The following is a 24,200-nucleotide window of genomic DNA, read 5'->3' on the forward strand; positions in this document are numbered from 1 at the left end:
ACCTTGACGGTCATGGCAACCCCGGCGGGGGCGCCGTTCGATTCTCTCCGTCCGGCTTCGCGACGGGACTGTGGCGGGCGGAAGCCATGAGATCCGCATACAGTCCGCCAAGGCTCAGCAACTCGTCGTGCCTCCCCTGCTCGACGATCCGCCCGGCGTCGAGGACGATGATGCGGTCGGCTTGCCGGATGGTCGACGGCCGGTGGGCAATGACCAGTACCGCATGATCCCGCTTTATGGTGGCAAACGCCTTGTGAAGAGCCTGCTCGTTCTCTGCATCAAGGTTGGAGGAGGCTTCGTCGAGCAGCAGGATCGGGGCCCGCGTCAGCAGCGCTCGGGCAATCGCCAGACGTTGGCGCTGCCCCCCGGAAAGGCGCATGCCGCGCTCGCCACACATCGTCCGGTATCCCTCGGGAAGCCCGGCCACGACGTCGGCGGCCTGCGCCAACCGCACCGCCCGCTCGACCTCGTCCATCGCCGCATCCGGGGCGCCGAGCCTCAGATTGTCGGCGACAGTCTCATTGAACAGGTGGACATCCTGCGGCACATAGGCGACGAGCCGGCGCAGAGCGTCGACCGGCAGGGTCCGGATGTCGCATCCTCCGATGCTGATCCGACCCGATCCGACGTCCCAGAAACGCAGCAGCAGATTGGCGGCCGTGCTCTTGCCGGCCCCGGAGCGACCGACCAGCGCCACCATCTCGCCGGGTGAGAGGCTGAGATCGAAACCGTCCAGCACGTCGCCCCGCCCGTTGCCATACCCGAAGCCGACATGCTCGAAACGGACCGTCGCATCCTGCGGAACGGGCTGGCGGCCATCATCGGCGATCCGCGCCGGCTGGTGGAAGATGGCCAGCACGCGGGCGGCCCCGGCACGCAGTTCGCCCAGCTTGCGCGCCGTCTGCGTCACCTCGGCGATGGGGGTGAACGCGCCGCCCGCCAGAACCAGGACCAGCGGGAACAGCGCCCGGTCCAACTCCCCTCCGGCGACCAGAACGCTTCCGGCAAGCGCGGCAGTCAACACCGCGAGCGTCGTCAACCCGTCGATCATCGCCAACTCCAGGCCGGCGCGCGATCCATAGCGACGTTGCGCGGCGGACAGCAGCTCGGCGTGCCGCGCCAGCCGGGCCAGGGCGTCGCGTCCCCGGCCGAAGATCGTCAGCTCGCGCAACCCCTGAACGATCTCGACCGTCCGGGCATTGAGGCGGCCGAGTTCGGTCAACGCCAGCGCGCCCTGTTCCCCGGCGCGGCGGGCCAGCCAATAGGGGACGCTGGCGACCAGGACGAGGAAGGGAAACAGCGCCGCCGCCATGACCGGGTGGATCGCACAGAGACCGGCCAGGGCCGCGAGCGGCACCAGGAGGGCGCCGACATAGTCCGCCAGAGTATGGGCGTAGAAATGCTCCATCAACTCGGCGTCGCTGGTGGCGATGGCCGCGAGTTCGCCCGTCTGCCGCCCGAGAACGGAATCCGGAGCCGCCCTTTCCAGTCCGTCATAAATGCCGATCTGCAAGGTCTCGATCAGCGCGAAGGCCAGGGCGTGCGAAATGTAGGCCTGCCACCAGCGCGCCCCTGCGGCGGCCACGACCACGAAGCCGAACAGCCAGAAGCCGGAAACTCCAAAGCCGGGAAGGGGGTCGGGCAGCGCGGCCTCCGTCACCGCCCGGCCGACCAGCCAGGCGCCGCAGGCCATGCTGGCGAGCGTGCCGCCCTGGGCGAGGACACCGGACAGCATCGTCAGGGCCAGCAGCCGGCGGCGGCCCTTCAGCAGCGGCAGCAGCCCGAGAATGCCGGTGGCCCGCCGTTTCGCCACCGATCCGGAACAGATCCCGGCAATCATGCGGCTTCTCCCTGAAGCGCGGCAAGCCGGGCATAGACGCCGCCGCTCCGTTCGAGATCGGGACGCGCGCCGTCTTCGACCAGCCGGCCACCGTCGAAGACGAGGATCCGGTCCGCATCGGCGACGGCTGACAGCCGATGGGCGATGACCAGGGTGGTGCGCCGGCCGGAACTCCTGGCGAGCGCCTCCCGGATCGCCTGCTCGCTTGCGGGATCGACGCTGGAGGTGGCCTCGTCCAGGATCAGGATCGGCGCGTTCTTGAGAAGCGCGCGTGCGATGGCGATGCGCTGACGCTGACCGCCGGACAGCGTCGCTCCCCGCTCCCCGATCCGGGTCGCATAGCCGAGCGGCAGGCTTTCGATGAGGCTGTCGATGTGAGCGGCCTGGGCCGCGGCCCGGATCTCCTCATCCGTCGCGTCGGGTTTCGCCAGTTTGAGATTGTCGGCGACCGTGCCCTCGAACAGCACCGTATCCTGCGAAACGACGCTGATGAGCGAGCGCAGCGTCTCCAGCGGCAAGGAGCGGATGTCGGTTCCGCCGATGCGGATCGTACCGGCGTCCGGATCGAAGAGGCGCAGCAGCAGGGCGACGACGGTGGACTTGCCCGCTCCCGAGGGTCCGACCAGCGCGACATGTTCCCGTGCCCCGACATGGAAGGATACGGCATCGAGCGACGGCGCTCCCCCGCCCGCATAGCTGAAGCGGACATCCTCGAACCGGATGTCGTGGGTGGGCGGTGCCGGCAGCGGCCGGTTCGCTTCGCGCACCGGCGGTTCCATCGCCAGGAATTCCATGATCGGGGCGACGGCTCCGCCGACCGCCCAGGCGCTGTGGAACTCGCGCTCCAGACGTTCGAGCGGCCGGAACGCCTCCCGCGCCAGGAAAAGCGTGACCAGCATCGCGAAGGGATCGAGCGTGCCGGACGATACACGCCATGCGCCTGCCGAGAGAACGAGCGCCATACCCGACAGCATGACCAGGCCCGTCAGGCCGGTTCGCATCAGGGTGACCGCCAGGGTGGTCATCGATTCCCGCCGCAACGCCGCCGCATGGTCCGCCAGCACCGCCCGCCGTCGTGCCGAGGCGCCGAAAGCCTTCACCGTGACGATGCCCTGGAGGCTGTCGAGCAGATAGGCGCCGAGCGCACCCAGAGCCGCGAAGATTCCGGAGGTCCGCGGCATCCGCCACCGCAACCACAGTCGGTCGAGTACAGGAAAGCCGCCGACGAACAGGCACAGCAGGGCGGCTGAAGGCCAATCGACGGCGGCGATGGCGGCGAGAATGCCGCAGCATCCGAGAGCGGCGTTCCAAACAGCCGGCAGATAGCGGCTGTGATAGGTTTCCAGCGCCTCGACGCCGCCGACCAGGATCGCCTGAAGCTCGCCGGTCCGCCGGCGAAGCGTGACGCCCGGACCGAGATCGAACAGGTGCCGCAGCAGCCGGCCGCGCAGCGTCTCCTTCACCGTGCGCGCCGTCGCCTGGGCGGCGATCTCCGCTCCCCACAGCAACAGCGCACGCGCCAGCAGGACAGCGACCAGTGCCAGGAGCAAAGGCATGACATGCGGGGCCATGACTTGCGGGTCGGGAGCGCCGCCGACCGCATGCGCGAGCAGCAGCGCCAGAAGTCCGCCCTGAAGACCATAGCATGCGGTGACGGCAAGGCCGATGACGACGCTCACCGCGATGCGCCGGCGGACGGAGCCGCCGACGGCCAATGCTAACCCCGGCATTCGGGACATCCCTTCAGAATGATCGCAACGAGACTTTCCGGTTGCAGACGCATCGGTCCGGCGCGGACACCGGCGGCCATCCTCGATGACCGGCGGTATCAGGCCAAGCCGTCCACCGCGAGATAAGCCCCGCCGCCCGCCGCCCGGCCGACGCGGGCGCTGACGCGATAGACGCTTCGCAACAGGTCGGACGTCAGCACATCTGCCGGCGTTCCGGCATCGGCGACGCGCCCGTCATGCAGGAAGATCAGCTGGTCCGCCCAGTTCGCCGCCAGGGAAAGATCGTGCAGAACCACGATGACGATGCGGCCTTCCCGCGCCACGGACTTCATCACCGACATCACCTCGACCTGATGGCGCAGATCGAGGGCGCTCGTCGGTTCGTCCAGAAGCAGGATCTGCGGCTTGCGGACCAGCGACTGGGCAAGACTGGCCAATTGCCGCTGACCACCCGACAGCTGCCCCAGCGGCCGCATCGCCAGATGCAGGATGCCGATCCGCTCCAATGCCGACAGGGCGGCGTCCTGGCTGCGCTGGGCGGAGATGCCGGGCGAGAACAGCCGCAACGAGGCCAGGACGCTGTCGAGCACCGTCAGCCCATTGGTTGCGGCGATGGATTGCGGCATGAAGCCGACCAGTTCCGCCCGCCTGCGCGCGGTCAGGTCCAGCAGGTTGCGGCCGTCATAGAGGATCTCTCCCGACGCCCGGATCATGCCTGCAAGGGCGCGCAGCAGGGTCGATTTGCCGGCGCCGTTGGGACCGGCGAAGACGCTGACCTCGCCCGGCTGGATCGTGGGAAGGTCGACGTCGTTGAAAATGACGGTCCTGCCGTAGCGGACGGTCAGCCCCTGCACATCCAAAGGTCCTTTCGCGGGATTGTCGGTCATCGCAGCCCCCGTCCCCCCAGCAGCAGCGCGACGAAGCAGGGCAGCCCCACCAGGGACGTGACGATTCCGATCGGCAGCAGCACGCCGGGCAGGAGTGTCTTGGAGGCGATGCTCGAAAACGACATGACCACCGCGCCGGCGAGCATCGACGCCGGCAGGAAGAAGCGATGATCCTCCCCGACCAGCAGCCGCGCGATGTGCGGACCGACCAGCCCCACGAAGCCGATGGTGCCGGCGAAGGCCACCGCGACCGCCGACAGCAGGCTCGCCCGCAACAGGCAGCCGACCCGCAGCCATCGCGGATCGACCCCGAGGCTCTGCGCCCGCTCCTCGCCCAGCGCCAGCAGGGTCAGCGACCACGCCGCGCGCATCGAGAACGGGATGGCGCCGGCGAGAACCAGGGCCAGCACGGAGACGGAGGTGCCGTCGGCGCGGTTCAGGCTTCCCATGGTCCAGAAGACCAGATGCTGCAGCGAGTCCGCCGGCGCTACGAACTGTATGACGGCGACCAGCGCGTTGAAGCCGAAGACCAGAACGATCCCGAACAGCACCAGCGGCATCGCCCCCTGTCCCATGGCCGCAAGGGCCTGGATCAGCATCACCGATCCGATGGCGAAGAGAAAGGCGTTGACCGGCACCGCCAGCACCGGCGGCACGAATGGAACGGCGATGCCGAGCACGATGGCCAGGGCGGCGCCGAACGCGGCCGCAGAGGAAATGCCCAGCGTGAACGGGCTGGCCAACGGGTTGTGCAGGATCGTCTGCATTTCCGCGCCGGCCAGCGCCAGGCAGGCACCGACCAGCACCGCCAGCACCGCCGCCGGCAGACGGATCTGCCACATGATGACCGCGGGCAGCCCCTGGTCTCCGCCGGCACCGAACAATCCGTCCAGGATATCCCGCAGGGACAGACCGGCCGGACCCGTCATCAGGTCCGCCAACAGGCCGGCAAGCATCAGAACCGCCAGAACGGCGATGCGGACCGACCGCCGTTTCATGCCGTCCGAATACTGGGCGGCGATCCCGGCCCTCGATATCGCTTCGCCGGCTCCGAGTCCGCTCATCTGGCGGCACTCTTCGCATCGACCCAGAAGGTGCCTTCCAGCGGGAAGGCCAGCAGGGTCCGGTTGATCTCGGCCATCGTCCTGTCGGGGTCGAGATCGGCGAAGGCGGCCGGGTGCAGCATCGCCGCGATCTTCTCGACGCCGACGAAGAACAGGGGCGTGTCGAAGAAGAACAGCCAGACCCCGCCAGCGCGACCGTTCTCGACCGCCGCCAGCTTGGCGATGCCCGGAGCCTTCAGAATGGTCGCCATCGTCTGACGCGCGGCATCGGGAGTCACGCCGGGACCGACCTTCAAGCCGTTGAGCGCCACGGCGGAGCCGCCGCCGGCCAGATAGAAGTCCGGGGCGTGCGTCAGCAGATATTCGAGACTGATCTTGCCGATGGCGCCCGGAACGATGTCGGCGCCGATGTTATGACCACCCGCGGCGGCGATGAAGTCGCTCATGTTGCCGGGACCGGAGGTGTAGCAGCAATCCTTGCCATCGGGATTCAGATGAAAGAACACCTGTTTCGGTCCGCCGGTCTTCGCCAGACGCGCGGCGACGGCGGCCATGTGGCTCTCATAATAGGCGATGAAACTTTCCGCTTCCCGTTCGCGGTCGAGCAGCGCGCCCAGCATCCGCATGCTCGGAACGATGTTGGTCAGCGGCTTCTGGAAGAAATCGACGAAGACATAGGGAATTCCGGCGGCATCGAGCCTGTCGAGCCCATCCGGCGGCGGGCCGTAAAGCGTGAAGATCACGAGATCGGGCCTGGCGGCGATGGTCGCCTCCATCGAGAAGGAACCGGCCGTCGTGCCGCCGACGTCGGGTATGCTGTCCGCCTTGGGGAAGCGCGTGCGCAGCACCTCGAACGTTGCGGGGGAATAGCGCTTGAAATCGTTGCCCCAGGCGACGACGAAGGACAGGGGATCCTTGTCGAGGAGACCGAGGGTCAGGACATGCCGCCCTTCCGGAAGGACGATCCTTTTGGCTGGCGACGGCAGCGTGACCTTGCGGCCGAGCATGTCCGTCACGACGATTCCGGACTGGCCGGCGGCCAGCGCCTGCTCACTGCCGGCGCCAGGCAGCCAGACCGCCAGGAGAGCCAGCAGGAGGAGTGCCCGGCGCGCGATCCGGCGAACCGCATCCGCTCCGCCGGGAAAATGGGAGAAAGTCGGCATCGTTGGCGTCCTTACCAGCGGTAGCTGAGAGTGGTCAGAACCGATCGCCCGTATCCCTGATTGCAGGACGTCGCGGAGCAGGTCGAGTAATAGTGCTTGTCGAACAGATTGGTGGCGTTGACGGCGAGTTTCGCCCCCTTCAGCGCCGGCTTCAGCGCGCCCAGGTCGTAATGGACAGCGGCATCGACAAGCGTGAATTCCGGAACCTTGATGGTGTTGGCGGTATCGGCATAGGTCGATCCGACATAGCGCAGACCGGAGCCGAACCCAAACCCGGCCAGCGGCCCGTCCTGGATCGTATAGTCGCCCCAGAGAGAGGCCATATGCTTGGGCTGCCCGGTCGGCGCCTTGCCGCGCGCGGCGGCGACCGTCGTGCTGGTGGTCTCGCTGTCGATGTAGGTGTAGCTCGCCCGCAGCTTCATGGACGCGGTGAGGTTGGCGACCGCCGACAGTTCGGCCCCCTTGGAGGTCACTTCGCCGGTCTGGATCGAGTTCAGCGAATTGTTGGGATCCGTCGTCCGCACATTGGTCTGCACCAGATGGAACCAGGCCGCCGTGAACAGGGCGTCCCACCCCGTCGGCTGGACCTTCACGCCGGCCTCGACCTGCTTGCCGGTGGTCGGCTTGTAGGCTTCGCCGTAGAAATCGGTGCCGAGGATCGGGCTGAAGGAGGTGGCGTAGCTGACATAGGGGGCGACACCGATGTCGGTGAGGTAGCTCAGGCCGACGCGATAGGTGAAGTCCTGATCCTTCTGCGACGTGCTGGTGCCATTGAGCTTGTTCTTGGTATCGACCGAAGCCCAGTCCTGCCGCCCGGCGAGGTCGAGCACGACGCGGTCGGCGAAGGTCAGGCTGTGCGCGCTGTAGAGACCGATCTCATCGGCGCTCTGATAGGTCTTTGTGAAGGGCGACAGCGTGCCGAGGGCCGCGCTGTAGGTCGGATTGTAGATATCGATGCCGGCGGCACGGCCGGCGTTCAGATAATAGTCCTCGCCCGTCCTGCGCCAGGAAAGGCCGAAGACCGACGTGGCGCGGACAGGCCCCGCCTGCCAGTCGGCCTTGGCGTAATTGTCGGTCGAGAAGATGTTGCCTTTGATGTCGAATTCGTAGGCGGCGCGATTGAGCGTGCGCATGTCGGCGGCGAGGCTCAGGCCGGACAGCGTCTGGGTGTAGAGATCGGTGTAGCTGTAGCGGCTGCCGGAATGAAGCGACCAGACGCCATTGATCCGATGGTCGAGGATGTAGCCGATGCTGGCCTGGATCATGTGATTGTCCAGATCCTTGCCATCGAGATAGGTGTTCCAGGGAATCTTTCCGTTGCGGTTGGCCAGCAGCGTGCCGTTGATCGGCACCATCGGGCGCGGCGGTCCGAATTCGTTGCGGCTGTAGGAGCCGAGGACCGTCAACGTGGTGTCGGCATCGGGCCGCCAGGTGAAGGACGGGGCGATGTAGCCCGTATTGTCGGGGACGTGATCGAATTGCGTGTCGGCCTTCCGGCCGACGCCGACGATCCTGTAGAGCAGCGTCTTGTCGTCGGTTGCCGCACCGGAGAAATCGAACTGTCCCTGCAGGCGGTTGTCGCTGCCGTACTGGATGCCGACTTCGCGCAGCGTCTCTTCCGTGGGGCGCTTGTTGATCATGTTGACCACGCCGCCCGGCGACCCCGCTCCGTACAGGAAGCCGTTGGGACCGTTCAGAACCTCGATGCGCTCCATGCCGTACGGCTCGTAGCGCACATAGGATTGCGCCGTCGTCGACCTCAGGCCGTCCAGGAGGATGCCGCTCAACGTCGCATCGAAGCCGCGGATCGTGAAGCTGTCGTAGCGTTGGGACACCGCCGCGGTCGAAGCGAAGACGCCCGGCACATAACCGAGCGCCTGGGTCGTCGACTGAACGGCGCGGTCGGACAGTTCCTCGCGTCCGATGACGCTGACGGATTGCGGCGTTTCGAGAATGGAAGCCCCGGTCTTGCTGGCCGTACTGCTCCGGTTCGCCACATAGCCCGTGACGGCCCCATCGGGCTGTTCGCCAGAAACCGAAATCGTTGGAAGCGAAGTCGCATCGTCGCCGCTTTGCCGGGTTGACGATTGATCATTCCGCGTTTCCGTCTGCGCCGAAACAGCCGACGGGATCGCCGCGATCATAAGGATCGCGACCGAACCGGCGACATGGGCCTCCAGACGATGCTTGCGCCTGCTTCTGGGCAAACTGCCTCTCCCCAACTTGCGAATGAAAATCAGTTGCCATATGGAAAGCCTTCCCGGCGCCTTCGGGCAACATCGCCGCCTTTCGATCGCCGTACTTTTTCTTTCGATAGCGGCGCATGGGTTCGGGAGCACGGCGCGCGGACGCCCGATGGCGAACCGCACCGAAGGGCCACCCGGAAACGGACTCGCCCGGATCGGAGCGCTGATGGTCCTGTCCGGGCAAGGCGTGGGCCTTACGGGATTCCCCGCCCCTCATTCACGGGCGGCGTTGGGACATGCCTTCAGAGACACACCTGCTTCGGCGAAACGCCGAACTTCTTCCGGAAGGCGACGGAGAAATGCGCGGGGCTGTAGCCGACGGAGTAGGCGGCGCAGGAGACGCTCATCTCCCCCTCAACAAGCAGGCGATAGGCGGCATCGAGCTTTGCCGATTGCAGGTAGCCGAAGACGCTGTCGCCGAAGACGCGGCGGAAACCGACCGTCAGCTTGCGGGGATTGAGGCCGACACTTTGCCCCAGCTCGGCCAGCGAAGGTGGCTGGCGCATGCGTGCCGTCAGGATGTCGCGCGCATGCCGGAGCTTATCGATGTCCGCGGTCGAAAGATGCAGGTCATCGGTATTCGATGGGGCGGCCTGCAAACTGTCCAGGGCATGCGCGGCGATCTCCAGCGCCTTTCCGGACAGATAAAGTGTGCGCGACAGTCCGCGAAGGGGGCAGGCGCTGACCTGCGCGCAAAGCGCCCTTACGGCTGCCGATGCACTGGTCACGGCAAGGCTGGGGCCGGATGCGCCCTTCGACGCATCGCTCAACCGTTCGAACGCTGTGGGAAGGCGATCCTTGACGGCCGACGCCGACAGGCTGATCGCGGTGAACTGCATCCGGCTTCCGGTTGGAAAGGACTGCATCCCCTCGCAGTCGCTCTCGTTCCATATCGCGCAGATGCAGGGGCCGACGATCCTGGTTTTTTCACAGTTGGGCAGCTTGCACAGCAGTTCGCTGTTGTCGACGACGACCAGCTTCAACCCTTTGGTGAGAGGTTCCGTTTCCCAAGCGGTGGATTGAGCGCAGATGTGGCCGCATGTCAGCGAGACCGTGCCGTCATAGAAGGATGCGACACTGCCGCCGATGGACACCGCTGGACGGATCGTCTTGCCAATTTCGAGCGCTTTCTCAACCATAAAGCCCTTCCCCACATCCAAAGACACCCATCCAAGGGACCAGATGTCTCAATCATGTTCATTGCGCATAATATTGCGATTAATAATTATTATCAATTATAAACCCTTTTCCCAAGCTCGCGTGCCGGTTCCGATGGGAGAAACCCCGCATTTCCATCGGAAAATTCGTAAAAACACAATTTTAAGAAAAAACAACAGCGCACCGTGCAATTCCTTTGAAATCCGGAAAACATTCCACAAGATCATAACGATATATATGTAGACACTACACTCCAACTTCGATAAATCGGAAAATGGCAGTCAACCAATGGGTGCCATGATGATTCAGGCTCTGTTGCAAAGTTGGCCAGCACGCGTCGGAACGGCTGGACGTTGGAGGGAGCCAAACCGTGTCGGACTTCAAGGGTCGCCATTTCGAGGGGGAGATCGTGCTGTGGGCGGTGCGCTGGTACTGCCGGTACGGGATCAGCTACCGTGACCTCGAGCAGATGATGGCCGAGCGCGGCGTCACGGTCGACCACACCACCATCTAGGGTCCGGACTCATAACCAGTATGCGACGGTCGCCACGATGTGGACGGCGGCCATGAAGTTGGTTGCGGAGCGGTCGTAACGGGTGGCGATGCGCCGGAAGTCCTTGAGGCGTCCGAACATGCGCTCGATGACGTTGAGGTTCCGGTAGAGGTAGGGAGAGAAGCAGTTTTTCCAGCGCTTGTTGGCGCGTGGCGGGATGTTGGGCGCGGCTCCCGCCTCTTCGATCTTCCGGCGAACAGCGGCACTGTCGTAGCCCTTGTCGCCGTGCAGGAGATCGGTGGCGGGCATCCGGTCGAGCAGACGATCGGCGGCGGTGCAGTCGGCAACCTGACCGCCGGTCAACAGGAAGGCGAGCGGCCGACCGCGCGGATCGCTCAGGGCGTGGATTTTGGTGGTTCTCCCACCTCGGGACCGTCCGATGGCCTGAGCGCGCTCCCCCCTTTCCCGCCGCTCGCCGAACGATGGGCGCGGACCGCCGTGGAGTCGATCATCACCTGGGCCGGTGCGCCACCTGCCGCTGCCAACGCATGGAAGATGTCTTCCCACACGCCCTTGGCCGCCCAGCGGACGAAGCGGTTGTAGAGCGTCTTGCGGGGGCCGTAGACCGCTGGAGTATCCGCCCAGCGCCCACCCGACTTCAGCACATGGACGATTCCGCTGATCACACGGCGATCATCCACGCGCGGCTTGCCGCGGGTGTCGCGCGGAAGGTGCGGCTCAAGCCGTCCGAACTGCTCCACCGTCAACCAGAACTGACCATCGCTCATCGCATAGCCCCTTTCCAGGGCGTTGAATCACAACGGCCCCCTGGCGGAAAGGCTCTTTATGGGTCCGGACCCTAGGTATAGGGCACCGCGCCGACGGATCGGACGATGTAGGCGCGGCCACCGAACCGGGGCCGAAGATCAGAAGGGATGCGACGGACGAAATCATACCGCCCACCGAGGGCGCGAAGAAAGCGGTTCTTGGCGTTCGCAGCCATGGACACACAACCTTTCGTCATGTCCACAGCGGCAGTGCCCAAGGCGGTAAACCGTCGCCGGCCACCGTCACCGGCTACGTGCTCGATTTCCCGCCCGTGCGGGCCGAAATCTGGTAAGCTATTGAATTGCTTAGGGAAAGGTTGGTTGGGGGACTAGGATTCGAACCTAGGCTGGCGGAGTCAGAGTCCGCTGTCCTACCGCTAGACGATCCCCCAGACCGTCACCGGAGCGGCTTGTTCGCCGTGCCCCGTGGTGTGGGCGGGTTTATAGCGACCACATGCCGGGCTGTGAAGAGCTTTTTTCGCTACCTGTGCATTTTTTTCCGGTGCAGGCCGCTGGCCAGGTACGAACCCGGGCCAGCGGTGCCTTTCACTCACTGCAGACGGATCCCGCCATGGGCGCGATGATCCGGCGAAGATCGTCGTTGGCCTCCAACTCCTCCAGCTTGGCGAGAAGGCGGCGACGCCAGTTCGGATGTTGGTCGACAGTACCGGGAAGATTGGGCTGCTCGTCGTCCATCAGCGCGTCCTCGATCTGCACCATCACGATGCGGGACGGGGTACGCGCCAGATAGGCATGGACAGCGGCGGACAGTTCGATGCGGAAGGGCTGGTCGCCGTCCTCGGTCGGATAGCTGTCCGGCCGCAGCCCCTCGCGGGACAGGGCTTGCAACAGGCGCCAGCGGTCGACGCCACGGTCCCAGCGGTCCTTGTCCCGGCTGGCATCGTCGGGGTAGAGGCTGAGACGCTGACGCCAGTCGAGATCGCGACCGGTCCAAAAGCCCTTGAAGGGTGCCAGATCATGCGTGCTGACCGTCGCCATGGAACCGGCGGGATAATCGCCGGGAGGCTTGAAGCCACCGTCGGCAGTGCGTTCGAAATAGAGCACGCGGTAGCTGAGGATCCCGGCCCGCTCCAATGCCGGCCGGAAGCCCTCCGGAACGGTGCCAAGATCCTCGCCGATCACGACGCAGCGGTTGCGGCGGCTCTCCAGCGCCACGATGCGCAGAAGGTCGTTGAAGGGATAGGCAACATAAGCGCCGTCGCTGCCGTCCTCCGGAATCCAGAACAGGTGCTGCAACGCCATCACATGGTCGATGCGCAAGGCCGCGGCATGGCGCATGTTGGCCCGCAAGAGTTCGACGAAGGGGCGGTAGGCGGCCTCGCGCAGGCCCAGCGGCGACAGCGGCGCCAAGCCCCAGTTCTGGCCCTTCAGGTTGAACTGGTCAGGCGGTGCGCCGACATTGGCGCCCTGCACCAGCATCGACGGCTCGGCCCAGGCGGAACCACCGCCAGGATGGGCGGCCACGGCGAGGTCACGGTAGAAGCCCATGGCAAGCCCGGCGGAACGGCCGCGCGCCGCCGCCTCCCCCAGCTGGCGGTCGACCTCGAACTGCGCCCAGGCGAAGAAATCGATGCGGTCGGCATGGTCTGCAGCGAAGGCGGCGACCTCGGCGCTCCCCGGATCCTGGAAGGCCGCGGACCAGTTGCGCCACATCCACAGCGATGGATCCTTGCGGAAGAAATGCTCGTGCAGGGCGTCGAACAAGGCATGGCGGTCCAAGGCCGCCCCCATCTCCTGCCGGAAGCGGGCGTAGGCGGCTTTGCGCGGGTGGCCGTCGGGCAGACTGCGGAAGCGGGCGTGCAGTTCTTCCAACACCGGCAGCTTCAGCGCAGATACCGCCGGGTAATCGACAAGCGCCACCTGCCGCGCCGCAGCCAGCGCGGACTGGAAGGCGGGGTCCGCGATCCGTGCACGCAGATCGTCAGCATCCATCAGCTCGGGAACGGAGGCCGGGTCGATGTAGAGGATGTTGAGGAACTGGCGGCTGGACGGCGAATAGGGGCCGATGTGGTTCGGGTCGGCCGGAAACAGGGCATGCAGAGGGTTCAGGCCGACCAGCCCGGCGCCCAACCGGCCGGCGACCTCGGCGAATCCGGAAAGATCGCCGAAATCGCCCATGCCCCAGTCACGCTCGGAGCGCAGCGAATAGACCTGGAGCCCGATACCCCAGCAGCGGCCTGCCGGCACCATCTCCTCCACCGTCACGCAGCGGTCCGGCGCCACGATCAGGGTGGTGGCCCCGGATGGCCCCGCGCCGCCGGGAACCTGGACGTGCAGCGCCAGCCGGTGATAGCCGATGGGCAGCGACACCGGCAGCAGCCCCCCAAGCGCGCGGCGCTCATAGGCGGTGCCGTCCAGCATGGCACGCTCCTCCACCGGCAGGTCGCGGACCACGACGCTCCCCCCCTGGGGGCCCCCTTCCTCCGGCGTCAGTTCCCACACCAGCGTGGCATCGTCCAGCCCGGCCGGCAGGGCGACGCCCAACCCGATGCCCTGCCCTTCCCCGGTGACCAGAACCGGCGGCAGCGGGCGGCTCCAGGATCGCCGCTCCACCGTGCGCAGGCTGGCGGCGACCTCCTCGTCCGTGGCCGCCGGCAGCCCCATGGCGGCGACCAGCGCCCGCTTGGTGGCAGCGGAGGTCTCGCGACGGTTGCCCCAGATGTCATGGTAGAGGGGTTCTACCCCAAGCAGATCGGCCAGCCGGTCGAGATCACTCATGCAGGGTCCCCGCGGGTTGTACGGAAAGGGTGTTGGGGCTAAGGGATTGGGACGCAAGGGCGCGTCGCGTCAATGCAGACCGGCGGCCTATGCCATCGGCACTCCCCCTTCACCCCGCCGGAAGGGCGGATGCCGCCTGCCCTCCGGCACCGGGCGGAGGGGCTGCGGAGGAGATGGAGGCGTCCTCGGCCGGAACCGCCGGCAACGCGGCCGCTGCCTTGGCCTGGGCGATCTGCTCCAGCCGGTTGCGGTAGCCGGTGACGGCGGCGGACACCTCGCGCGTCATCGATTCCAGCGGGCGGTCGGGATCGACGGCCTGCATCAGGGCACGCGACAGGGCCTGCAACTGCTCCCGGTCGTCGACGGGGACCGGTCCGGTCTCCGCGGCGGCGCGGACCTTGTCGGCCAGCGTCTTGACGGCGCGGGCCACCGCCTCCACCGGGGCATGGTCACCGTCCTCGCCCAGCCGGCGCAGCAGGTCGTCCAGGAAGCCGCCGATGCGGCCGACATGGTCGATGGCCATGCGGTCCGGCGCCGGCCGCGCGAGCCCCTGCAGGGCGAATTCCACCAGGAACGCGACCTGGATGCTGGCGCGCAGCCGCTTCTGGGTGGTGACGGTCGCAATCGCCTCATTCAGCAGCATGCGGGTGCCGGACTGGGTCCATTGGCCGACAGCCTTCAGGCGGAGCGTGTTGGGGGCATCCAGAACCGGAACCTGGGCGCCTTCGCGCGGAGATTTGCGGCGGTCTGGCCCGGTATAGTCGGCGGTGACGACGAAGCCTTTGCGCGCCTCGATGAGGCTGACGATCCGGTCGCGCACCTGCTTGGGCGATACCGGCTTCATCAGCAGGTCGTCGCCCCCGGCATTGGTGACGCGGGTCAGCAATGCCGGGGTCGGCGCCCAGGTTGTGACGATCAAGCAGGCGAAGGGATTTGGCACGGCGGGTTCGTTGCGAAGGGACCGGATGAAACGGAAGGTCTCCGAATCCTCGCCGTCAGCATCGACCAGCACCAGATCCGGCATGGCCGCGGTCAACAGTCCGGCGGCGGCCTTCACGGAATCGAACAGCTCCACCCGGCGGAAGCCAAGGCGGATCAGCACGTCGCGGAACACGCGCCCGGTGTTGAGCTGGCTGTCGATGACCGCCGCGTCGACCTGCGAGAAATCGTAATCCGGCATCGCCCTACCTGAAGCTCCGCTGAGATCGTGACGGCAACACGTCCAGCAGGTTAACACGCATCGCCTCCGCCCGTCGCGGTAGCATCTTCACCGGGGAAAAGACCAGTGGGCAAAGGATCGCAGGCCCCGGTGCATGCCATGCCACCGCAGCCCCACCCATCACATCCCCGCCTGTTCCACCAAGGTGAAGACCAGCACCGTCCGCCCGTCGACCAGCACCGACCGGCCGGCCAGATGCATCCGCTCGTCCCCTGCCCCGTCGGCGACGCGGGTGTCGAGCACGCAGCGCCAGCCCCGGCCGCCAGGCACGTCGGGCAGGGTCACGGTCAGGATGTCGGCATGGGCGTTCAGCACGATCAGCAGCACGCCGTCGGGCAGCGGCTGCCCGTCCGGCCCGGTATGGGTGCCGGCGCGGCCGTTCAGCAGCAGGACGATGCAGCGCGCCTGGGTGTTGCGCCAATGCTCGGCGGTCTTCTCCACGCCTTGGGCATTGTACCAGACGATATCCTTCAGCCCGTTGGCCGCGGTCTCGCGCCCATGCAGGAAGGTGGGGCGCCGCAGGACCGGGTGGGCGCGCCTGAGCGCGATCAGCCGGCGGACGAAGGATACCAGCGCCCCGTCCCGCTTCGCCCAGTCCAGCCAGGTGATGTCGTTGTCCTGGCAATAGGCGTTGTTGTTTCCCTGCTGGCTGTGGTCCAGCTCGTCGCCCGCCAACATCATCGGCGTGCCCTGCGACAGCATCAGCGTGGCCAGCAGGTTGCGCTTCTGCCGCGCCCGCAGCTCCTCTATACCGGCGTCGGCGGTCTCGCCCTCCACCCCATGGTTCCAGGAGCAGTTGGCGGAATGGCCGTCGCGGTTCTCCTCGCCGTTCGCCCAGTTGTGCTTGTCGTTGAAGGCCACGAGGTCGTGCAGGGTGAAGCCGTCATGGGCGGTGATGAAGTTCACGCTGGCCCAGGGCCGGCGCCCGCGCTTCTCGAACAGGTCGGCGGAGCCGGCGATGCGGCCGGCCAGTTCCGGCAGCATGCCGTCGTCGCCGCGCCAGTAGCGCCGCACGGTGTCGCGGTAGCGGTCGTTCCATTCCGCCCAGCCCGGCGGGAAGTTGCCGACCTGATAGCCGCCGGGACCGACATCCCACGGCTCGGCGATCAGCTTGACGTCGGCCAGCACCGGGTCCTGCCGCACGGCGTCGAGGAAGCCGGAACCGGGATCGTAGCCGTAGGGCTCCCGCGCCAGCACGGTGGCGAGATCGAAGCGGAAACCGTCGACATGCATCTCCGTCACCCAGTAGCGCAGGCTGTCCATCACCATCTGGACCACGCGCGGGTGGCTGAGATTCAATGTGTTGCCGGTGCCGGTGTCGTTGATGTAGTGGCGCGGGCTGTCCGGCATCAGCCGGTAATAGCTGAGATTGTCGATGCCCTTGAAGGACAGGGTCGGCCCCAGATGGTTGCCTTCGGCCGTGTGGTTGTAGACGACGTCGAGGATGACCTCGATCCCCGCCTCGTGCAGGCGGGCGACCATCGTCTTGAACTCAGACAGGACGCCGGTGGTCATGTAGCGCGGCTCCGGCGCGAAGAAGCCGATGGTGTTGTAGCCCCAGTAGTTGGTCATGCCGCGGGTGACGAGATGCTGCTCGTCGGCGATGGCCTGGACCGGCAGGAATTCCACCGAGGTGATGCCGAGCGCCCGCAGATACTCGATGACGCTCTGGGTCGACATGCCGGCGAAGGTGCCGCGCAGATGGGCCGGTACGTCCGGGTGGCGCATGGTGAAGCCGCGGACATGGGTCTCGTACAGCACCGTGTCGGTCCAGGGCACCCGGCGGTGGCGGTCATGCCCCCAGGTGAAGGCGCCATCCACCACCCGGCATTTCGGCATGCCGCGGGCATTGTCGCGCCGGTCGAAGGATAAGTCCTCCTTGGTCGAGCCGACCCGATATCCGTAATGGGCGTCCGACCATTTGAAGCCGCCGAACAGCGCCTTGGCATAGGGATCGAGCAGAAGTTTGTTCGGGTTGAAGCGGTGCCCCTCCTCCGGCTCGTACGGCCCATGGACGCGGTAGCCGTAGAGCAGGCCGGGGCGCGCATCGGGCAGATAGCCGTGCCAGACCTCGTCGGTGTGTTCGGGCAGCGTGACCCGCTCGACCTCGCGCTGGCCGGTCTTGTCGAACAGGCAGAGTTCCACCCGTTCGGCGTTGGCGGAGAAGATCGCGAAATTGACGCCGAACCCGTCCCAGGTGGCGCCGAGCGGATGGGGCTTGCCGGGCCAGACCGGGGTGCGGGTGGAGGTGGGGGGCATCAGCGGGCGGCCTGTGTGGTGGATGTCTTGGAGGCGATCGTCAGGGCCACCGATGCGGCGGGTCGCCGGTCGGAGGGTCGGCGGATGGGACGTTTGGAACAGGATGAAACAGTTTTCGGGGCCTGTTCCATTGTTCCACACCCTCGGCAGCTCCGCACCTTGCGGTTTTCCCGCCGGGTCCGCATCGCGTCATCAAGGGAGGGAACGGGGTTCCTGTCGACCATCAGCCAGCGCACGCCTCACCGGATCTCCGAAAAGACATAAGGGATCCAATAAGAAAGCCTCCCCCCGGCGGCGTCAAGGGAGGTTGGTAAAAGGACCAGGGCCGCGAGGTCGGGCAGCGGTCGCAGCGGTCGCAGCGGATTGCCCTCTCCTCTGCTCTCGCACAAACGAAGTTTGCGCTGACGCGACAGGCGGACCTTCGATCCGCCGATGGCGGGTAGGGTGAGAGGGGCCCGCGCGCAAAGCGCGCTGCCAAGGGGATACTGCCCCTTTGCAGTCCCCTGGCGCAGACGTGCCTTCGGCACCCCCTCATCCTAACCTTCTCCCCAGGGGGGAGAAGGGATGGGGGTCGGGTTGGAGGGGTGCGGGTTGACGGGCGGCGCTACTCCGCCTTCCGTTCCAGGATCAGCGTCGACAGCGGCGGGATGGTCAGGTCGAGCGAGTGGGTGCGGCCATGCCAGGGAATCTCCTCGGCATGGACGCCGCCGCCGGGATTGCCGACGCCGCTGCCGCCGTACTTCGCGTCGTCGGTGTTGATCCGCTCGACATAGCGGCCGGGCAGCGGCACGCCGACCCGGTAGCCCTGGCGCGGCACCGGCGTGAAGTTGCACACCGCGATGACGATATGCCCGGACTCGTCGGCCTTGCGCAGGAAGGTGAAGACCGAATTCTCGTTGTCGTTCGACTCGATCCATTCGAAGCCGGACGGGTCGCAGTCGGTCTTGTGCAGCGGCTCCAGCTCGCGATAGACGCCGTTCAGGTCGCGAACGAGGTCGCGCATGCCGCGGTGCATCGGCTGGTCCAGCAGGTGCCAATCCAAGCTCCGCGCCTCGCTCCACTCGTTCCACTGGGCGAACTCGCCGCCCATGAACAGCAGCTTCTTGCCGGGATGGGCGAACATGAAGCCGTAATAGGCGCGCAGGTTGGCGAACTTCTGCCAGTCGTCGCCCGGCATCTTGTTGATCAGCGAGCCCTTGCCGTGGACCACCTCGTCATGGCTGAGCGGCAGCACGAAGTTCTCGGAGAACTGATAGATCAACCCGAAGGTCATCTGGTGATGATGGTAGCGGCGATGGATCGGGTCGTTCTGCATGTAATGGAGCGTGTCGTGCATCCACCCCATGTTCCATTTGTAGCCGAAGCCGAGACCGCCGAGATATGTGGGTTTCGACACCATCGGCCAGGAGGTGGATTCCTCCGCCACCGTCATCGCGCCCGGCTGCTGGCCATAGACCAGCTCGTTCATGCGCTTCAGGAAGGCGATGGATTCCAAGTTCTCGCGACCGCCGAACCTGTTGGGAACCCACTCCCCTTCCTTGCGGCTGTAGTCGAGATAGAGCATGGAGGCGACGGCATCGACGCGCAGACCGTCCAGTTTATACTGGTCGAGCCAGAACAGGGCGTTGCCCAGCAGGAAATTCTGCACCTCCGTCCGGCCGAAATTATAGATCAGGGTGTTCCAGTCCTGGTGGAAGCCCTGGCGCGGGTCGGCATGCTCATAGAGATGCGTGCCGTCGAAATCGCCCAGCCCATGCGGGTCGGTCGGGAAATGGCCGGGCACCCAGTCCAGCAGCACACCCAGCCCGGCGCGGTGGCAGGCGTTGACGAAGTCCTTGAAGTCCTCCGGCGAGCCGTGCCGGGCGGTCGGCGCATAGAGGCCGATGGGCTGGTAGCCCCAGGACCCGTCGAACGGATGCTCGGTGATCGGCAGCAGCTCGATATGGGTGAAGCCCATGTCCTTGGCGTAGGGAATCAGCCGCTCCGCCAGTTCCTGATAGGTCAGGAAGCGGTTGTCCTCCTCCGGCACCCGCGCCCAGGAGCCCAGATGCACCTCGTAGATGGAGATCGGCGCGGTGCGGTCGGAGGTGGCGACCTTGCGGCTCTGCCACTCCTGGTCCCGCCATTCGTAGGACGGCAGGCCGTGGATGACCGAGGCGGTGGCCGGGCGCATCTCCGCCTGGAAGGCGTAGGGGTCGGCCTTTGCCGGAAGCAGATTGCCGTTTGGCCCGCGGATCTCGAACTTGTAGCGCTGTCCGGCATGGGCGCCGGGAACGAAGATCTCCCAGACGCCGACCTCGACGCGGCGGCGCATCGGCAGACGGCGGCCGTCCCAGTTGTTGAAGTCGCCGACCACGCTGACGCTGCGGGCGCTCGGAGCCCAGACGGCGAAGGAGACGCCGGCGACGCCGTCGACCTCGCGCGGGTGGGCGCCCAGCTTCTCGTAATTGCGCAGGTGGGTGCCCTCGCCCAACAGATGGACGTCCAGCTCGCCCAGCATGTTGCCGAAGCGGTAGGCGTCCTCGAACTCCTGGGTCGCCAGCGGATACTGGGCACGCAGGCGATAGCGGAAGCGCTCCGTCCGGTCGGGCAGCACCGCGAGGTAGAAGCCGTCCGGGTGGATGCGCTCGGCCTCGCCAGCCGGCTCGCCGGTCGCGCTGTCGATCACCCAGAGCCTCTCGGCGCCGGGGACGAAGGCGCGGACCTCCACCGGGCGGCCGGGCGCCTCCTGCTGCATGCCCAGCACGGCGAAGGGATCGCCATGGTCGGCCCGCGCGATGGCATCCGCCGCCGCGCGCAGGGCCTCGGCCCGGCGATCGGCGGGGCGCTGTTCAGGGGTCCGGCTTTCGGAGACGCCGGTCTGCGCCTGGTCCTTGCGGGTGTCCGTCGTCATGTCGCTCGCCATTGGCCAAGTGCCCTTCTTCGTGGAGGCCCTATCGTCTTCATGGACTGTCGATCTCTCGCCGTCCAGCCGGAACGGTGCAGCGGATGGCCCCCTCCCCAACCCTCCCCCACCTGCGGTGGTNCTCCGGACGTGAACATACCCGCGGCGGTTTCGTCACACCATGGCCGCCACGGATCTGTCCGGCTATTCCTTCGCGCCCGCCTCGCTCGCATCGTCGAGCAGACCCAGCACGCCCTTGACCGGGATGCCGATCCAGCTGGGCCGGTTCGCCGCCTCGTAGCCGATCTCGTAGAAGGCCTTTTCCAGCAGGAACAGGGTCAGCAGGCCGCGCGCAGCCTCGTCGCCGGTCCCATTCCCCGCCGGCCAGACCGGGCAGCCCTCGATGGCCGTGCGGTAGCCGTCGAGGAAGGAGTCGATGCTGCGGCGCTCCCAGTCGCGGGCGGCGGCCAGCGCCGGGCTGTCACCGCTGTTGGCGCCCTCGCCGGCGCTGTCCAGACGGAACAGCGCCGCCCAGGCGGCATAATTGAAGGAGCGCAGCATGCCCGCCACGTCGCGCAGTGGGCTGGACTTGGCGCGGCGCTCCTCCAGCGTCTTCGCCGGCTCGCCTTCGAAGTCGAGGATGTACCAGTCGTTTTGCGCCCGCACGACCTGACCCAGGTGATAGTCGCCATGGATGCGGGTCTTGACGCCGTCGATCCGCATGCCGGCCAGCGCGTCGAGCCGCGCCATCGCCTCGGTCCGGCGGGCCAGCAGCTGTTCGGCGTCGGTGCGTATGTCGGCCGGCAGACGGTCCAGCGTTCCGGGCAGGGCGGCGAAGGCGGCCTCCGCCTGGGCGCGGGCGGCATCGGCCCAACCGGCCACATCCTCGGCCGAGATCGACTCCGGATCGAAGGCCGGCTTGCCGGTGGCCCGGGCCAGCGCCCGGTGCAGTTCGGCTGTACGCTGCCCCAGCGTGGTCATCATCACCAGATGCATGCCGAAAGGCTCGCCCGATTCGGCGGCGTCCTCGGTGGTCCCGGCGACACCGAGGCGGATGTCCTCCAACTGGCGCTCCAGCTCCTCAACCGTGCTGGCCCAGCCGTCGCCCTGGTTGCGGACGAAGGCCTGCGCCACCGCCAACACGGTGGGCGTGCCGTCGGCCGCCACCTGCTCGACCGTGCCCAGCAGGGCCGGGGTGTTGGCGAAGCCGACCTCCGTCAGGAAGCGGCCCATCTCGACCTCCGGATGCTCGCCCTCCACCAGCCGGCGCAGCACCTTCAGCACGATCTGGCTGTCGACCAGGACGGAGGTGTTGCTCTGCTCCACGCCCAGGCGCCGCACCTCGGCCTCATCCGACAGGTCGATGGCGGCCAGCGCGTCGGTGGCGGTGAAGCGGATGGCGTCCTCCCCGACGGTGGCCTTCAGCATGGCGCCGCGCCGCAAAGCCTCGATCAGGGCAAGCGCGAAGCTGTCGGCCTGCACCGCGTCATAGATGGCGCCGGTCCGGGGACCCCGCCGCACCTTGGCCAGCGTGTAGGGAAGCAGTGGCCAGCCGGTGCCGCCCGCCCCGCTCTCCCAGCTCATCGCCATCGGCAGGAAGTAGCTCTGGTCGGCGGTGTCGCCATCCACCCCAATTCCACTGAGGCCCACCTGCGTCCTGACCAGCATGAAACCATCGCCCGGTCCCGGCAGCTGGGCGGCCATGGTGACGTGCGAGCGGGTTATCCGGCGGTCCTTGGCGGAGAACCAGCGCTGCTTGGGCAGGAAAGCCTGCAGGACGTCGCGGCCCAGCTCGTCCGCCGCCTTGCCGGTGGTCAGGCTGTGCCAGCCGTCACGCACCACCACGGTCAACAGGTCCGGCACCGGCTCCGGCGGCGTTTCGTGCCAGGTCGGCAGCTCCGCCTCCGCCGTCAGGGCGAACCAGTAGAAGCCGTAGGCCGGCAGCGTCAGCAGATAGGGAAGATCGCCGATCGGCGGGAAGACGGTGCGGCCCAGCAGTTCGACCGGGATGCGGCCCTTCCAGCTTTTCAGGTCCAGCTCCACCGCCTGGGCCGAGCGCGACAGGTTGGCGACGCACAGCGCGATCTCCGACCCGCTTTCCGTCTCCAGGGAGCGGATATAGGCGAGGACCTTGCGGTTGCCGGGATAGAGCAGCGAGAAGCTGCCGCGGCCGAAGCTCTGACGCTGCTTGCGCACCGCCACCAGCCGCTTCATCCAGTTCAGCAGCGAGGAGGGGTTGCGCGCCTGCGCCTCCACATTGACGGCCATGAAGCCGTAGATCGGGTCGAGCACCGCCGGCAGGTAGAGCCGCGCCGGGTCGGCGCGCGAGAAGCCGCCATTGCGGTCGATCGACCATTGCATCGGCGTGCGCACGCCGTCGCGGTCGCCGAGATAGATGTTGTCGCCCATGCCGATCTCGTCGCCGTAATAGAGCACCGGCGTGCCGGGCATCGACATCAGCAGGCTGTTCAGCAGCTCGATCTTGCGGCGGTCGTTCTCCAGCAGAGGGGCGAGGCGGCGGCGGATGCCGAGGTTGATCCGCATGCGCCGGTCGGCGGCGTAGAAGTTCCAGAGATAGTCGCGCTCGCTGTCGGTCACCATCTCCAGCGTCAACTCGTCATGGTTGCGCAGGAAGATGGCCCATTGGCAGTCGGCCGGAATGTCGGGGGTCTGGCGCATGATGTCGGCGATGGGATGCCGGTCCTCCATCGCCACTGCCATGTAGATGCGCGGCATCAGCGGGAAGTGGAAGGACATGTGGCATTCGTCGCCGCCCCTCGAAGGATCGCCGAAATAGGGCAGCACGTCCTCCGGCCACTGGTTCGCCTCGGCCAACAGCATGCGGTCAGGATATTCGGCGTCGAGCGCGGCGCGGATCGCCTTCAGGACGTCGTGGGTCTCAGGCAGATTCTCGTTGTTGGTCCCCTCGCGCTCCTTCAGGTAGGGGATAGCGTCGAGCCGCAGCCCGTCCACCCCCATGTCCAGCCAGAAGCGCATGACCTTCAGCACCTCCTCCAGAACCTCGGGGTTGTCGAAGTTCAGGTCGGGCTGGTGCGAATAGAAGCGGTGCCAGTAATAGGCATTGGCGACCGGATCCCAGGTCCAATTGGATTTTTCCGTGTCGCAGAAGATGATGCGCGTGCCCTGGTACTTCTGGTCGCTGTCGGACCACACATAATAGTCGCGGTGGTTGGAGCCGGGAGGCGCCTCCCGCGCGCGCTGGAACCAGGGATGCTGGTCGGAGGTGTGGTTGATGACCAGTTCGGTGATCACCCTGAGGCCGCGGTTGTGGCATTCCTCCATGAAGCGCCGGAAATCCTCCAGGTTCCCGTAGGTCGGGTTGACCGAGGTGTAGTCGGCGATGTCATAGCCGTCGTCGCGCAGCGGCGATGGATAGAAGGGCAGAAGCCACACCGCCGTCACGCCCAGCTCCTGGATGTAATCCAGCTTCTGGGTCAGGCCGGCGAAATCGCCGATGCCGTCATTGTCGGCGTCGAAGAACGCCTTGATGTGCAGTTGGTAGATGACGGCGTCCTTGTACCAGAGCCGGTCCTGCCGATCGATCATGGGTCCAGCACTTTCGAGAAGCGATTGACGGAACACGTGTCGCGGGAACACGGGACGGAAACAAGCCAACCGCTCGAAGGTTTCACCCGGCCAGCCATCAGGCAACCCCTGACTTCCGGATATG

At 66.6% G+C, this 24,200-nt stretch carries 13 protein-coding genes, 1 tRNA gene and 1 pseudogene; 1 reads left to right on the forward strand and 14 read right to left on the reverse strand.

Going from position 1 to position 24,200, the window contains the following annotated elements; genetic code table 11:
* Positions 1-10 precede the first annotated feature (10 nt).
* The 7 genes from A6A40_RS19215 to A6A40_RS19245 form a co-directional block, all read right to left on the reverse strand.
* A complete protein-coding gene (locus A6A40_RS19215) occupies positions 11-1,840 on the reverse strand; it encodes an ABC transporter ATP-binding protein (RefSeq protein ID WP_108547506.1) in 1,830 nt (609 codons plus the stop codon).
* Entirely contained in the window at positions 1,837-3,570 is a 1,734-nt protein-coding gene (locus A6A40_RS19220) for an ABC transporter ATP-binding protein (protein ID WP_236783896.1), read from the reverse strand. The genes A6A40_RS19215 and A6A40_RS19220 overlap by 4 nt, the downstream gene beginning before the upstream one ends.
* 98 nt (positions 3,571-3,668) lie before the next feature.
* The gene (locus A6A40_RS19225; RefSeq protein ID WP_108547508.1) at positions 3,669-4,457 is read right to left on the reverse strand and encodes an ABC transporter ATP-binding protein; all 789 of its coding nucleotides are present in this window, start codon (positions 4,455-4,457) and stop codon (positions 3,669-3,671) included.
* Complete coding sequence (locus A6A40_RS19230) at positions 4,454-5,521, reverse strand: FecCD family ABC transporter permease (RefSeq protein ID WP_108547509.1); 1,068 nt, start codon at positions 5,519-5,521, stop codon at positions 4,454-4,456. Before A6A40_RS19230 ends, A6A40_RS19225 begins: the two co-directional genes overlap by 4 nt.
* A complete protein-coding gene (locus A6A40_RS19235) occupies positions 5,518-6,684 on the reverse strand; it encodes an ABC transporter substrate-binding protein (RefSeq protein ID WP_108547510.1) in 1,167 nt (388 codons plus the stop codon). The genes A6A40_RS19230 and A6A40_RS19235 overlap by 4 nt, the downstream gene beginning before the upstream one ends.
* A gap of 11 nt (positions 6,685-6,695) precedes the next feature.
* On the reverse strand, positions 6,696-8,681 hold the full coding sequence (locus A6A40_RS19240; protein ID WP_236783897.1) for a TonB-dependent siderophore receptor: 1,986 nt from the start codon (positions 8,679-8,681) through the stop codon (positions 6,696-6,698).
* A gap of 491 nt (positions 8,682-9,172) precedes the next feature.
* Entirely contained in the window at positions 9,173-10,069 is an 897-nt protein-coding gene (locus A6A40_RS19245; RefSeq protein ID WP_108547512.1) for a helix-turn-helix domain-containing protein, read from the reverse strand.
* A 389-nt stretch (positions 10,070-10,458) separates the two neighbouring features.
* Here A6A40_RS19245 and A6A40_RS19250 point away from each other — a divergent pair.
* A pseudogene (locus A6A40_RS19250) lies at positions 10,459-10,599 on the forward strand (IS6 family transposase); the annotation flags it as partial.
* A gap of 12 nt (positions 10,600-10,611) precedes the next feature.
* Here the strand turns inward: A6A40_RS19250 and A6A40_RS19255 are convergent.
* The 7 genes from A6A40_RS19255 to treS form a co-directional block, all read right to left on the reverse strand.
* Positions 10,612-11,369 (reverse strand): IS5 family transposase gene (locus tag A6A40_RS19255; protein WP_108547513.1). Its coding sequence is split into 2 segments (ribosomal slippage): positions 10,612-11,036 and positions 11,036-11,369, totalling 759 coding nucleotides; the frame shifts between segments, so codons are not numbered across the junction.
* 357 nt (positions 11,370-11,726) lie between these two features.
* A tRNA-Gln gene (locus A6A40_RS19260) sits at positions 11,727-11,800 on the reverse strand.
* Positions 11,801-11,954: 154 nt separating this feature from the next.
* Positions 11,955-14,147, reverse strand: a complete 2,193-nt coding sequence (gene malQ, locus A6A40_RS19265; protein WP_108547514.1) for a 4-alpha-glucanotransferase — start codon at positions 14,145-14,147, stop codon at positions 11,955-11,957.
* A 109-nt stretch (positions 14,148-14,256) separates the two neighbouring features.
* Positions 14,257-15,327, reverse strand: a complete 1,071-nt coding sequence (locus tag A6A40_RS19270; protein WP_108547515.1) for a response regulator — start codon at positions 15,325-15,327, stop codon at positions 14,257-14,259.
* A gap of 159 nt (positions 15,328-15,486) precedes the next feature.
* On the reverse strand, positions 15,487-17,625 hold the full coding sequence (gene glgX, locus A6A40_RS19275) for a glycogen debranching protein GlgX (protein WP_108547516.1): 2,139 nt from the start codon (positions 17,623-17,625) through the stop codon (positions 15,487-15,489).
* A gap of 604 nt (positions 17,626-18,229) precedes the next feature.
* The gene (glgB, locus tag A6A40_RS19280) at positions 18,230-20,518 is read right to left on the reverse strand and encodes a 1,4-alpha-glucan branching protein GlgB (protein ID WP_236783898.1); all 2,289 of its coding nucleotides are present in this window, start codon (positions 20,516-20,518) and stop codon (positions 18,230-18,232) included.
* Between the two features lie 195 nt (positions 20,519-20,713).
* Positions 20,714-24,076, reverse strand: a complete 3,363-nt coding sequence (gene treS / locus A6A40_RS19285; RefSeq protein ID WP_108547518.1) for a maltose alpha-D-glucosyltransferase — start codon at positions 24,074-24,076, stop codon at positions 20,714-20,716.
* Between the last annotated feature and the right edge of the window lie 124 nt (positions 24,077-24,200).

The organism is Azospirillum humicireducens (assembly GCF_001639105.2).
Classification (GTDB): Bacteria; Pseudomonadota; Alphaproteobacteria; order Azospirillales; family Azospirillaceae; genus Azospirillum; species Azospirillum humicireducens.